16 protein-coding genes are annotated in these 12,279 nt (G+C 52.9%); 4 read left to right on the forward strand and 12 right to left on the reverse strand.

Annotation, left to right across the window (positions count from 1 at the left end):
• Positions 1-50 precede the first annotated feature (50 nt).
• From ilvA to ETC05_RS12445, 9 genes are all read right to left on the reverse strand, one after another.
• Positions 51-1,322 carry a threonine ammonia-lyase IlvA gene (gene ilvA / locus ETC05_RS12405; protein ID WP_031409417.1) on the reverse strand — a complete coding sequence of 424 codons (1,272 nt, stop codon included), beginning with the start codon at positions 1,320-1,322 and terminating at the stop codon, positions 51-53.
• A 659-nt stretch (positions 1,323-1,981) separates the two neighbouring features.
• Positions 1,982-2,428: a YndM family protein gene (locus tag ETC05_RS12410; RefSeq protein ID WP_031409413.1), complete on the reverse strand. Its 447-nt coding sequence runs from the start codon at positions 2,426-2,428 to the stop codon at positions 1,982-1,984.
• A 189-nt stretch (positions 2,429-2,617) separates the two neighbouring features.
• Positions 2,618-3,112 (reverse strand): dihydrofolate reductase, encoded by a 495-nt coding sequence (locus tag ETC05_RS12415; protein ID WP_031409411.1) that lies wholly within the window; start codon positions 3,110-3,112, stop codon positions 2,618-2,620.
• Between the two features lie 14 nt (positions 3,113-3,126).
• Positions 3,127-3,921: a thymidylate synthase gene (thyA, locus tag ETC05_RS12420; RefSeq protein ID WP_031409409.1), complete on the reverse strand. Its 795-nt coding sequence runs from the start codon at positions 3,919-3,921 to the stop codon at positions 3,127-3,129.
• Positions 3,922-3,985: 64 nt separating this feature from the next.
• A complete protein-coding gene (locus ETC05_RS12425) occupies positions 3,986-4,690 on the reverse strand; it encodes an anthrax toxin lethal factor-related metalloendopeptidase (RefSeq protein ID WP_031409407.1) in 705 nt (234 codons plus the stop codon).
• A 98-nt stretch (positions 4,691-4,788) separates the two neighbouring features.
• Positions 4,789-5,367, reverse strand: a complete 579-nt coding sequence (locus ETC05_RS12430; protein WP_031409405.1) for a YpjP family protein — start codon at positions 5,365-5,367, stop codon at positions 4,789-4,791.
• A 21-nt stretch (positions 5,368-5,388) separates the two neighbouring features.
• Entirely contained in the window at positions 5,389-6,573 is a 1,185-nt protein-coding gene (locus tag ETC05_RS12435) for an LL-diaminopimelate aminotransferase (protein ID WP_171661132.1), read from the reverse strand.
• A 248-nt stretch (positions 6,574-6,821) separates the two neighbouring features.
• Entirely contained in the window at positions 6,822-6,953 is a 132-nt protein-coding gene (locus tag ETC05_RS12440; RefSeq protein ID WP_071880211.1) for a YuzL family protein, read from the reverse strand.
• A gap of 98 nt (positions 6,954-7,051) precedes the next feature.
• Complete coding sequence (locus tag ETC05_RS12445; RefSeq protein WP_013523798.1) at positions 7,052-7,489, reverse strand: BrxA/BrxB family bacilliredoxin; 438 nt, start codon at positions 7,487-7,489, stop codon at positions 7,052-7,054.
• A 250-nt stretch (positions 7,490-7,739) separates the two neighbouring features.
• Here ETC05_RS12445 and ETC05_RS12450 point away from each other — a divergent pair, with 250 nt between their 5' ends.
• Positions 7,740-8,186, forward strand: a complete 447-nt coding sequence (locus ETC05_RS12450) for an NUDIX hydrolase (protein ID WP_031409400.1) — start codon at positions 7,740-7,742, stop codon at positions 8,184-8,186.
• Between the two features lie 183 nt (positions 8,187-8,369).
• Here ETC05_RS12450 and ETC05_RS12455 read toward each other — a convergent pair whose 3' ends face one another.
• From ETC05_RS12455 to ETC05_RS12465, 3 genes are read right to left on the reverse strand one after another with little or no spacing between them, the layout of a single operon-like run.
• Positions 8,370-9,515 (reverse strand): conserved virulence factor C family protein, encoded by a 1,146-nt coding sequence (locus tag ETC05_RS12455; RefSeq protein WP_031409398.1) that lies wholly within the window; start codon positions 9,513-9,515, stop codon positions 8,370-8,372.
• 3 nt (positions 9,516-9,518) lie between these two features.
• Positions 9,519-10,010 carry a glutathione peroxidase gene (locus ETC05_RS12460; protein WP_171661133.1) on the reverse strand — a complete coding sequence of 164 codons (492 nt, stop codon included), beginning with the start codon at positions 10,008-10,010 and terminating at the stop codon, positions 9,519-9,521.
• Between the two features lie 60 nt (positions 10,011-10,070).
• Entirely contained in the window at positions 10,071-10,586 is a 516-nt protein-coding gene (locus ETC05_RS12465; protein ID WP_171661134.1) for a hypothetical protein, read from the reverse strand.
• A gap of 119 nt (positions 10,587-10,705) precedes the next feature.
• Between ETC05_RS12465 and metA the strand changes: the two genes are divergently transcribed.
• The 3 genes from metA to ETC05_RS12480 all read left to right on the forward strand — a co-directional run bounded on the left by metA (position 10,706) and on the right by ETC05_RS12480 (position 12,245).
• The gene (gene metA / locus ETC05_RS12470; RefSeq protein WP_031409392.1) at positions 10,706-11,614 is read left to right on the forward strand and encodes a homoserine O-acetyltransferase MetA; all 909 of its coding nucleotides are present in this window, start codon (positions 10,706-10,708) and stop codon (positions 11,612-11,614) included.
• Between the two features lie 203 nt (positions 11,615-11,817).
• Entirely contained in the window at positions 11,818-11,913 is a 96-nt protein-coding gene (locus ETC05_RS12475) for a YjcZ family sporulation protein (RefSeq protein ID WP_171661135.1), read from the forward strand.
• A 182-nt stretch (positions 11,914-12,095) separates the two neighbouring features.
• Positions 12,096-12,245, forward strand: coding sequence for a hypothetical protein (locus tag ETC05_RS12480; protein WP_167333003.1), 150 nt, complete (start codon positions 12,096-12,098; stop codon positions 12,243-12,245).
• Positions 12,246-12,279: the final 34 nt, after the last annotated feature.

Raw genomic sequence — 12,279 nt, forward strand, 5'->3', positions numbered from 1 at the left:
CCGGTGAAAAAGTATGTCGGAATGCGGCGAATTTGTTCCGACTTTTTTCGTCAAATCAATAGATGGAACAAGTTCGGGTCTTTGTTGACCTCTTGGAACGGGAAGCCTTTTTTCTTCATCCGCTCGATGAGCGGTGCGTAGTCTTCGCGCCGTTTCAGCTCGATGCCGACGAGCGCCGGTCCGCTTTCTTTGTTGTTTTTCTTCGTGTATTCAAACCGGGTGATATCATCCGTCGGACCAAGCACTTCATCCAAAAACTCGCGCAGCGCCCCGGCCCGCTGCGGGAAGTTGACGATGAAATAGTGTTGCAGTCCTTCGTAAATCATCGAGCGCTCTTTGATTTCCTGCATCCGGTCAATGTCGTTGTTGCCACCGCTGACGACGCAGACGACCGTCTTGCCGCGGATTTGTTCCTTGTAAAAATCAAGCGCCGCGATCGGCAACGCCCCCGCTGGTTCGGCGACAATGGCGTTTTCGTTGTACAACTCCAAAATCGTCGTACACACTTTCCCTTCCGGAACAACGACAATGTCATCAAGCACCCCGCGGCATAAGGCGAACGTCTTTTCCCCGACCGTCTTGACGGCAGCCCCGTCCACAAACTTGTCGATTTCCGCAAGCGTTACGACATGTCCGCGCTCGAGCGCCGCTTTCATCGACGGGGCGCCGGCCGGCTCGACGCCGATGACTTTGGTGGACGGAGAAATGCTTTTCACATACGTTCCCAGCCCGGCCATCAATCCCCCGCCGCCAATGCTGGCGAACAAAAAGTCGATCGGTTCATCGCAGTCGTTGAGCACCTCGACGCCAATCGTCCCCTGTCCGGCGATGACGTATTCATCATCAAACGGGTGAATGAACGTCCGTCCTTCCGCTTCGGCGCATTTCACCGCTTCGTTGTATGAATCATCAAACGTGTCGCCGACAAGGACGATCTCGACCATGTCTTTGCCAAACAGCTGCACTTGCGACACTTTTTGCCGAGGCGTCGTCGCCGGCATATAAATTTTCCCATGCACGCCAAGCGCCCGGCATGAATAGGCCACCCCTTGGGCATGGTTGCCGGCGCTGGCGCATACAATTCCGTTGCGCCGCTCCTCATCGGTTAAATGCTTCATCCGGTTGTACGCCCCCCGCAGCTTAAACGAGCGCACGACTTGCAAATCCTCGCGCTTTAAATAAACGTTGCACCCGTAACGCTCGGATAACAGCGGGTTTTTTTGCAGCGGCGTATGGAAAACAACATCCTTCAACGTATGATACGCGATCAAAATGTCCTCGACGTATACCGCCCCTTGCTTCCGTTTCAGCTGTTGTTCCATGCTCTCGTTCCCTTTCTTTTCTAAGTTGTCTTTGATTTGTAGATTATATCACAAATTCGCAAAAAGAAAAGGGAATTTTCGAAAAGTTTTATGAGGATGAGGGGAAGCGGACTCGTGAACATCGCGATGGCCCCGCTTTACCGGATACTGGACGCTTCCGCCGGCCAGATTCGCGCTTTTGGCCTGACGCCATCCGATGAACGCTGTCCTTCCTGCTCGACCCCTCACCCTAGCCGTCCTGTCAGACCGCAACGCGGCGAATTGCGCAGCATAGGTGCGGCGAACTATATTAGATGCCATTTGAAGCTTTCCTATTTGCAGCTTTTACCGAGGATTGGATCAACTGTCGGGTCACCCGCTTCCAGACCCATCGATGGGTCTGTGAAGCAGGCGGTTGTTCGGTCTTCCGTCATGCCAAGGCGTGATGGAGACAAGCCACAGGCTTGCTTCGACAGTCGAAAATGGACAAACCGCTTTTTCATCAAAGATCGTTCAACTTCTTCGTTGCATCTATCCTGAAAATACTCGAATTCCAAAATGCGTAGAGTTCCAGCATTCAACATAAGGACATTTTCATCCTTCCGATGGTGACGAAAATGTTTCGTCATGGAAGTCTATATACTTCTTAATGCGCAAGCGGCCAGAAAAAACGACCGGCGCTACGCCCGGTCGTCCTCCTCTTTTTTGAACTCTTCTTCCTCGGCAAATTCCGTCGCCCATCTTCCTTCATCATACCAGCGGTGCGCTTCTTCCCGCCCCGCTTCTTCAAGCACATGGTTTTCCATATACAAATGGAAAAACGCTTCAACCGCCCCGATCGCCAAGGCGCTGAAAAACGCGCCGTACGCCATGTTGACGGACGGGGCAATGAGGGCAAAGCTGACCGGCCAAATAAGCAAAAAGGAAAGCGGCACGTCAAGAGCGGCGGCGACAAAATGGCCGACGCGCGGCAACACGAACAGATCGCCGATGATATAAGAAACAAGCGCCGTCACCATCGTCATGAGCGAAATCAAGGAAAGCGGGGCGTTAAAGATCGTAAACAGCGAAAACAAGACGACGCTCCAAGCGGCGAGCTTGACGACAAACGGAACGATATGTTTCATCGTCTTCCTCCATTTCCATTGTAGTTCTATTGATTATCGTTCCTTCTTCGCCCCGCTTCTATGCAGAAACATTGACGCAGACGTTTTCAAAATGTTCGGATCCCAAACAAAAAGACGCCCCATTTTGGGGCTGTCTCCGCAAACATTTCGTACGCCAACGACAAACGCATATCCATGCCCGTGTCTCATCTATTTCGCCTTTTTCCGCTCATAAATGACAAAGGCGTGTTCATACGGATTTTTTTCGTCTTTCCTTCCTGGCGTATAGGAAACAATTTCCCATTCATCGTCAGAAATGGGCGGATAAAATGTATCGCCGGGGAAGGAAGCAAAAATGTTCGTCACATACAGCCGGTCGACAATCGGCATTGTCACCCGAAACAGTTCGGCCCCGCCGATGATAAACACCTCATCGGCGCGCGATGCGGTCCATTGCTTGACCTCTTCAAGCGAATGAAGCACAACGCAGCCTTCCGGGCGAAACGAGCGGTTGCGCGTCACGACGATATTTTCCCGCCCGGGAAGCGGGCGGCCAATCGCCTCAAACGTTTTGCGCCCCATCACGATGGCATGGCCCATCGTCACCCGTTTAAAATACGCCAAATCGGCCGGCAAATGCCAAGGCAAGCGGTTGTCTTTGCCGATCACCCGGTTTTCGTCCATCGCCACAATGTGCGAAATCATGCCGCCCCTCTCCTTTACACCGCCACCGGTGCTTTAATCGCCGGATGCGGGTCATAGCCGACAATCTCGAAATCGTCGTATTCGTAGTCGAAAATGGACGGCGGCTTCCGCTTGATCACGAGCTTTGGCAGCGGGCGCGGCTCGCGCGTCAGCTGCAGTTTCGCTTGCTCAAGATGGTTTTTGTACAAATGGACGTCGCCGCCGGTGAAAATGAGTTCGCCGACATCTAAATCGCATTGCTGGGCGATCATATGCGTCAACAGCGCGTAGCTGGCAATGTTAAAAGGCAGTCCTAAAAACGTATCGACGGAGCGTTGCTGCCACATGCACGACAGCCGACCGTTTGCGACATAAAATTGAAACGCATAATGGCATGGCGGCAGCTTCATTTCATCCAGCTCCGCCACGTTCCATGCGCTCACCAGCAGCCGGCGCGAATTCGGATTTCGTTTGATCTCCTCAACGACCCAGGCGATCTGGTCGATCGTTTTCCCATCTGCTCCTTTCCACGACCGCCATTGCGCGCCGTAAATGGGACCGAGATCGCCGTTTTCATCCGCCCACTCGTCCCAAATCGTCACGCCGTTCTCCTGCAAATAGCGGACATTCGTATCGCCTTTTAAAAACCAGAGCAGTTCATAAATGATGGAGCGGATATGCAACTTTTTCGTTGTCACGAGCGGGAATCCGTCCCGCAAGTTGAAGCGGAGCTGGCGGCCAAACACCGACAGCGTGCCGACGCCCGTGCGGTCCTCTTTTTCGACGCCGTTTTCCAAAATATCCTCCAATAACTGCAAATATTGCCGCAATGTTCTCACCTCACGCTTTATCATACCATAAAGCACCGCTCTCATCACGAAAAAAAAGAGCCTTCTATGAGGCCCGTTCCGCGAGTCCACGGATGAACGCATATGTGTTCGGCGCTGCCGCCCGCAACGTTCGCCGCGTCTCTTCGCTTGCGTAATAATAAGCAAACGCCTCGGCAAAATACTCTTCCGGATAAGTCAAAAAATAAGATTCACCCGGAAAGAGCCGCGGCGCCTCCTCCCGCCAAATCGCTTGAAATTCGTCCGTTTCATGAATGCGGTCAAATACGATGTAATCGAGCGAATGAGCAAACTCATGCAACTCCAAATTGACCGAGCCGTGCCCTTTTCCTTTTTCGCTATGGCCGAGGCGGACGAGCACTAAATGCGACCCGCCGATGCCCGGCACGTCATCCCATGTTTTGGATCCCGGCGCATAGCCGCGCGGGGTTTTCCCACGCAAGTGGCGAGCTGTCGGTTCATTCGTAATAGGGCCTGTCAACAGCTGGATGTAAATATGATGAGCAGCCGCCTGCTCCAAAATGCTTCGATCAATGCGGGCAAGCGTCTGAAAAGTCTTGTTCGCCTCCGCAGCCGGAAACGCTGTCTCGGGCACGATAACGATGCGGCCGAGCACGTCACGGGACGGAATGCTCCGAAGATCAAGGCCACTTTCTTGAAGAAGCACGCCGTGGGCGGCCGGGTACGGCGAAAGCGATAGAAGCGGAATCGCGAACAGCGCCGCCAGCAAGCTCATGAGCAGCCGTTTCATCATGGTTTCCCCCGCTTCTTTTTCTTTCAATCTATGAAAATCATATCATAGAACGAAGCGGGGAAAAATGCGCAAAATCAGGAAAGAACCGCAGGTGATTATGTACGCCAGTTCGGCGGCGTATTTTTGGACCAGTAAATTTTCCCAAGCTCATGATGGGCTTGAAAGCCGTCCTCACAAGTGTGATAGTGGAACTGAAACCAATAGCCATCTTGCGGCGGATGCTCGCGGCGGACGTGAAAGCGGATCAGATCTTCTCCCGTATCGGCCCGATACAAGTGAAACATGCGCTCCCCTTGCCCGCCGGACGGATTTTCTGAAACCGCCAAATAGCGGAGTTCGTCTTCCGGATAACGCTCGGCAAGCTCGGCGATCACCGTTTCGATGCGCGGCAAAATGACGGCGCGAAACTCCTCTTCAATAACCGGAGCGATTTTGCGACCGAATTTTTCATGGGACTGGGCAACGGCCTTTTCTATCGTCTGCTCAATGAATTGAGCGCGCGTCAAGGAGCCGGCTTCATCGGCACGACCGACTGGACTGTGCTGCCAGTCGGGAGACGAGGCATCGTCTGACGGCGGCTCTTTGGCGGCAAGCAATGAGGCGGGCGGCGTGACGAGTCCAAACGTGGAAACGGTAATGGCGGCAACAAGCGCTTTTCGCAGCCAAGACGGCAGTTTCATCACCTTCACCTCCCGTTACCGCCGCTCAGCGGCTGAAGACGCGAACAAGCCGGTCGCTTTTAATTTGGCGACCGCCCGGCGCAACACTTCTTCCGGCTGGACAAGGGCGATGCGCACATACCCTTCGCCGCTCGGCCCAAACGCGTGCCCAGGCGTCACAACGACGCCGGCTTGGTCGATGAGCGCCTTCGCAAACGAAAGCGACGTCCATCCTTCCGGAATTTTCGCCCACACGAACATGCCGGCTTGTGGACGGTCAACCGTCCAACCGATGTCAGCGAGTCCCTCCACGAGCACATCGCGGCGCGCTTGATAAATCATGCGGCTCTCAGCGCAAAAACCGGCGCCATGGCGGAGCACTTCCGCGGCGGCTTTTTGCAGCGGCCAAAAAATGCCGTAATCCAAATTTGATTTGAATTCAGCGAAGGCGCGGATCACCTCGGCATTGCCGCATACGTAGCCGACACGGCAGCCGGCCATATGATAGCTTTTTGACAACGAATTGATCTCCACGCCAACGTCCTTTGCGCCTGGAACAGAAAGAAAACTCACCGGTTTGTTTCCGTCATAATACAGCTCGCCGTAAGCAAAATCGGAAACAACGAGGAGATCGTACCGCTTCGCAAATTCGACCACTTCGCGGTAAAATGACTCTGTCGCCAGGGCCGGAACCGGGTTCCCGGGGAAGTTTAAAAAGAGCATCACCGCCCGTTTGGCGACTTCCTCCGGAATGGCGGCAAGATCAGGCAAAAATCCTCGTTCTTTTCGAAGAGGAAGGAAATACGGCTCCGCCTCAGCCATCGCCACTCCCGCCGCATACGCTGGATATCCGGGATCCGGCAGCAGAATGACATCGCCCGGGTCGGCGAACACCATCGGCAAATGCACAAGCCCATCCTGCGATCCGATGACGTACGTCACTTCCGTCTCCGGATCGAGCACGACGCCATGCGCCGTCCGATAATAATCGGCGACCGCTTCATGAAACTCGCGAATGCCTTTTAATGTATAGCCATACGCGTTTGGTTCATTGGCGTAGCGGGCGATCGCCTCACGCACAAACGGCGCCGGCGGCAAATCCGGGCTGCCAACGCTCAAGTCGATCCACTCATCATCAAGGTGGCGCCGCTTTTGACGATACGCCGTCAACTCGGCGAAAATCGATGCCGAAAACGCGTTCATTCGTTTCGCTTTTTTCATTTCATCTTCTCTCCCTTGACAAGACAAAAACTGCATTTTCTTTTTGCTTTTGTTGGTATATACTATGTTATATGAATAGTGTATCATATGTTATCGGGGAAAATATAGACAGAAAGGCGGGAAAACGGAGCGTGAACACAGTCTTTTTTGCGGCCAGTCTCATTACGTTGTTGTATTTCATTTACAGCTGCATCGCCAATGCCTAACAGGGGCAAAGAAAAAGGGGCTCCACATCGGGAGCTCCTTTTTTAGTCCACTTTCGTTTTTTTGCGGGCGGAGTCAAGCTCATAAGCGCCTGTTTCCGTTTGCGTCGTGCCTTGTCCTCTGACATCCGGGGCGCTGACGCCCGTTTTCGAACGGTCTTTTTTCCGCTTCGGCACGCCGATCACCTCCGTCTTTATCGTTCCCGCCGGCGCGCTGCTGTATGCGGAACGAAAGCGAATCAACGCCGCGCCGTTCGCTCCTCACTCGCACCGCATCAGCCGCAATATTGGTCAAACGCAGCCAAAATATTTTCCATCACGTCCTCCATCGAGTGAAACTCGATGTCTTCGCGCGGAATGAAGTGAACAACTTCTTTCCCCTTTAAGAGCGCCATCGACGGCGAAGACGGCGGATAACCGACAAAGTACTCGCGCATTTTCGCCGTCGCCTCTTTATCTTGGCCGGCGAACACCGTCACCAAATGATCCGGCTTTTTCTCGCTCCGCAGCACCGCCTGCGTCGCCGCCGGGCGCGCCAATCCAGCGGCGCAGCCGCACACCGAGTTGACAAAGACAAACGTCGTTCCTTCCACTTGTTCCATAAACTGCTCGACTTCTTCGCTTGTGCGCAATTCGCGGAAACCGGCGCGGACAAGTTCATCGCGCATCGGCTGCACAAGCTGGCGCATATAGTCTTCGTAAGCCATTGACATTGCCCTCATCCCTCCACATTCATCATCGCTGCGCTATCAGCATACTATATTTTCGTTTGAAAAATCAATGAAGAGAACCGTCCACTGCCGCATGTCTCTAAACGGCATCATTCAGAACAAACGGGGCTAAACACACCCGTTTGGCCGCCATCAAACGAGCGATTTCGTTTCGCTTTCTATCAACCGCCGCGGCCATTGTCAGCGACCAAACATATACTAAGCCATCGATGGCCATGAAAGGAGCGTGCACATGGGATACATTGAAGAACTGCGAAAAATCATTGGAACCCGGCCGATCATCTTGGCGGGAGCCGGGGTCGCTGTCACCGATGAATGCGGACGGATTTTATTGCAGAAACGCCGCGACGGCTTATGGGGACTGCCCGGCGGTTTGTTGGAGTTGGGGGAGTCCGCAGAAGAAGCAGCCCGGCGGGAAGTGTGGGAAGAAACAGGGCTGGAAATCGGCAAACTGGAACTAGTCGATGTGTTTTCTGGAAAAAAATATTTTGTTCGGCTGCCTAATGGAGATCAATATTACCCAGTCACTGTTGTTTATCTCACCCGTGATATCCGCGGTGGAGAACTGAAAGAAGACGGGGAAGAATCGCTTGAGGTAAAATTTTTCCCTCTTCATGCATTGCCAAACGAACTCTCTCCTCTTGTTAAAGATTTTATCGAACAATATTTCAGGGAATGACGAGCCAAGCCTTGGAGCTCTCTCCAAGGCTTCACCATTGTTGAAAACACTCTTTTCTAAGAAACAAATCCGCAGCTGGAGAAGCGAAAAAATTTAAAATCCCATTTTAATAGTAATGAAATTGAAGAATAATCGGCACCCCTTTCGATCATAAAAACAGGCGCACCGATGGGCGCGCCTGTTTTACTGTTCCGTTTCGTTTCCTTTCTTCCGGCTCTCCGTCATTTGCTTCCAGATGGAGCCTTTCGCTTCTTCGCCTCCTTCGATCCGTTCAATGGCCATTTTCACTTGCAAGCTCACTTCAAACTCCGGATCGTTTTCCGCCGCTTTTAACGCCGCGAGCGCCGATTTGTCGCCAACCTCGTACAAAAACATGGCCGCGCGCCAACGGACGAGCTTGCTTTCGTCCTTTAGCGCTTCGATCATGGCCGGAATGGCCTCCGGATCGCCGATGTCGGACAAACAGTCGCCGGCGGTGCGGCGGACCGCAACGGCCGGATCTTTTAACGCTTCATACAAATACGGAAGCACCTTTTTTCCGCCGATCATGCCAAGATATGCTGTTGCCAGACGACGGATGGCCATTTTTTCATCCTTAAGCGCCTTCGCCAACACCGGGATATCGTCCTCGGTCGGCTCAGCCATCTGTTCGAGCGCGGCATACCGTTTGCGCCAGTCCGGGTCATCGAGCATCTCGCTCGTCACTTTGAGGCTTGGACGCTTTTGCACCGTTTTTTCCTGCTCGCCGCGGCGGAACATGTTGACGATCCGCTCGAGCCGCTCGGGCGGATAGGCGGCCGACAGCTCATCGACGATTTCGCGGCCGATTTCCTCAAACGTGCCGTAGCGCACTCCTTTTTCGACCCATTTTCGCTCAAGCACGACATTTCCCGCGTATTTTTGCGCCTCAATGACCGCGTCCATAAACGGTTTCGGCAGCCCGATGCGGTGTTCGCGCTCCCCGTCGACAAGCTTCACTTGCATCGGCAGGCCATACAACATTTGCACGAACACTTTCACTTCGCCGAAGTGTTCGTTTCCTTTCGGCTTTGCCTCGGTGCCGTCATCCGCTTCCTCACCGAACACTTCGCGCACGTTCGCCAAAATGTCGCGCCAGTCGTATTTCGGATGGCGCTCAATCGCCAAAAAGTCGGCGACATGGTAGATGCTTTTCACCCCGTCAATGCGCAGCAATGCTTGAATAAGCGGCGGCGCTTCACTGATGTTGTCCGATTTATAGTTATGGCGCATGCCGGGTGGCAACTCTTCATCAAGCAAGATTTTCATCGTGTTCGGGCTTGGCGTCGGTTCAATCGCTTGAATGCGCAAGCGTTACCCCTCCTTGTTTGACAGCAGCTTTTCAATTTCCTTTCTCAACTCGTGCGGCTTCGTTTGCGGGGCGAAACGAGCGACAACCTTGCCGTTGCGGTCGACCAAAAACTTCGTAAAGTTCCATTTGATCGCTTTTGTTCCCAATGCCCCCGGTGCTTGCTCTTTCAAATATTGAAACAGCGGGTGGGCGTGATCGCCATTCACATCCACTTTCGCAAACAACGGGAACGTCACGCCATAATTGAGCTGGCAAAATTGCTCAATTTCCTCTTCCGTCCCCGGCTCTTGGCCGCCAAACTGGTTGCACGGAAAGCCGAGCACCACAAACCCGCGATCGCGATAGTCGTCATACAGCTCTTGCAGTTCTTTATACTGCGGCGTAAAACCGCAACGGCTCGCCGTGTTGACAATCAACAGCACCTTGCCTTGATAGACGGAAAGCGGTTGTTCCTCACCACGAATCGTTTTGGCGCTAAATTGATATACACTCATGATTTTTCACCTCATTCCCATCATAGCGGATTTCATCGTTTGTTTCCACTTTTTGCATCGCTACTGTCCAACAAACGATTGCAGCTGCTCGAGCGACGAAATCATATACGGCACCATCGCCGGCAAATCAGCAGCATTGTCCTCATAAATGAGGCGGGCAAACTCGACCACGGCTTCATTTTCATACGGACCGCGTTCATGCGGAAATGGAAAGCGGAGCGTTTGTCGGATGATTCGCTCCTGGCCCCAAATCGTCCGCAGTGTTCCTTCAATGAACGTACAAACGGACGAACGGCGAACCGGAAGGGTAAACAGAAGAGCGAGTCGGCAGCCGGCTTGGCCGCGATAGAGCCGCTCGTTGGCCAGCTCAGCAAAATCAAGCGAAAGCCGCGCAGTGCAGACGACGAACGGATCCGGCGCATCATTGAGCCGAAATGAAATGGCGTACTCCCGCAACAAACGGGCCAAATCGACAAGGTCGCGGCGATCGACCACGGCGATGCGCCCTTGCAAGTCCGCGTCGTACACAGCACCTTCCAGCACCGTCTTTAAATTATCAAACGCCGTCGGATCCAATCGCGATTCCCCCTTTTTGTTCACGAGCGGTTTCAAATCAAAAAAAGCAATTGAAGAATGTTGGCAAAGTTTTTATAATTAAGGTATTTAGTAACGAGACAGAAACGGAGGGGACACCATTGCCAATCAACATTCCAAAAGACTTGCCGGCGAAGGAAATACTCGAACAGGAAAACATTTTCGTCATGGACGAAGAACGGGCTTACTCGCAAGACATCCGTCCACTCAACATCGTCATTTTAAACTTGATGCCCGAAAAAGAAAAAGCAGAGACGCAGCTGCTGCGGCTGCTCGGTAACTCGCCGCTGCAAGTGAACGTCACCTTTTTGCGCCCGGCGACCCATGAGCCGAAAACGACAAGCAAACACCATTTAGAGCAATTTTACACGATTTTCCCGCACATTCGCCATCGAAAGTTCGACGGGATGATCATCACCGGAGCGCCGGTCGAGCAATTGCCGTTTGAAGAAGTCACGTATTGGGACGAGTTGACGGAGATTATGGAATGGACGACAAACAACGTCACCTCGACCTTACATATTTGTTGGGGTGCGCAAGCCGGCTTATATTACCATTACGGGATTCCGAAATATCCGTTGCCGGAAAAATGTTTCGGCGTGTTCAACCATACGGTGGAAGTGAAAAATGTCAAACTGTTGCGCGGCTTCGATGACGTGTTCCGCATGCCGCATTCGCGCCATACGGATGTCAAGCGCGAAGACATTGAAAAGGTGCCGGAGCTGACGATTTTATCGATGGCTGAAAAAGCAGGCGTTTGCCTCGTCGCCTCGAACGACGGGCGGCAAATTTTCTTGACCGGCCATCCGGAATATGACGCCACGACACTGAAAGAGGAGTATGAACGTGATTTGGCGAAAGGGCTGCCCATCCAACCGCCGGAATCGTATTTTCCAAACGACGACCCGAGCCAGATGCCGCTCAATACATGGCGTTCGCACGCCAATTTGCTGTTCATCAACTGGCTGAACTATTACGTCTATCAAGAGACGCCTTACGAGTGGGAATAAGGAACATGTCAGCTGAAAAACGTCCCGCTTGACAAACCGGTCGATGATGCTGTCTTGCGGAATAAAGGAAATGTCAGCAGAAAAACGCCTTCGCTGTTCTAGCAAGGCGCTTTTCTTATTTTTGTCGCCCATCGACAAATTCCCCAACCATTCGCGCCGGCGCTGCATATCATATTGTAGGCTTGATTGGGAGGTGAATCGGGATGGGCGCTTGGCATGGCAACGGATTTGCTTTGATCGTCGTCTTGTTTATTTTGTTGATTATTGTCGGTGCCGCTTTCGGCGGTTACGCTTACTAACCTGTTCGCCTTGGCCGCCGTGTTTGCCAGCATCCGGCCGGCTTGCACGTGGGAGGACGCCGTAAAAGCACTCCCCGTTTTTTTTTGCCGAATTCGCTTGAACGCTCTCCCACTTATGATAAAAATATGTGAACAGCCTATACTAATGATGGAGTGATAGCGCCTAAAAGGAGGTGGGAATCGTGACGAAGCGGCCAAATAAAGGAAGCCGGAATCAAAACACGCCGACGCAGGATCCGATGGCGCTGCTCGACGGCCCGGTTTCCGGCGACAACAGCAAAGGGCGGCGGCAAAACAAAATCCAAAATGACAAAACCGATGAACATGCCTAACCTGCAAAAAAAGCGGCCGTTTTTTCGCCGCTTT

Origin of the sequence: Geobacillus sp. BMUD (assembly GCF_013096845.1) — a bacterium.
Classification (GTDB): Bacteria; Bacillota; Bacilli; order Bacillales; family Anoxybacillaceae; genus Geobacillus; species Geobacillus vulcani.

Coding starts and splice junctions, on each gene's coding strand:
- ilvA (WP_031409417.1), bottom strand. CDS start 1,322: ATGGAACAACAGCTGAAACGGAAGCAAGGGGCGGTATACGTCGAGGAC.
- ETC05_RS12410 (WP_031409413.1), bottom strand. CDS start 2,428: ATGAAACATATCGTTCCGTTTGTCGTCAAGCTCGCCGCTTGGAGCGTC.
- ETC05_RS12415 (WP_031409411.1), bottom strand. CDS start 3,112: ATGATTTCGCACATTGTGGCGATGGACGAAAACCGGGTGATCGGCAAA.
- ETC05_RS12425 (WP_031409407.1), bottom strand. CDS start 4,690: ATGAAACGGCTGCTCATGAGCTTGCTGGCGGCGCTGTTCGCGATTCCG.
- ETC05_RS12435 (WP_171661132.1), bottom strand. CDS start 6,573: ATGAAAAAAGCGAAACGAATGAACGCGTTTTCGGCATCGATTTTCGCC.
- ETC05_RS12445 (WP_013523798.1), bottom strand. CDS start 7,489: ATGTCAATGGCTTACGAAGACTATATGCGCCAGCTTGTGCAGCCGATG.
- ETC05_RS12450 (WP_031409400.1), top strand. CDS start 7,740: ATGGGATACATTGAAGAACTGCGAAAAATCATTGGAACCCGGCCGATC.
- ETC05_RS12460 (WP_171661133.1), bottom strand. CDS start 10,010: ATGAGTGTATATCAATTTAGCGCCAAAACGATTCGTGGTGAGGAACAA.
- ETC05_RS12475 (WP_171661135.1), top strand. CDS start 11,818: ATGGGCGCTTGGCATGGCAACGGATTTGCTTTGATCGTCGTCTTGTTT.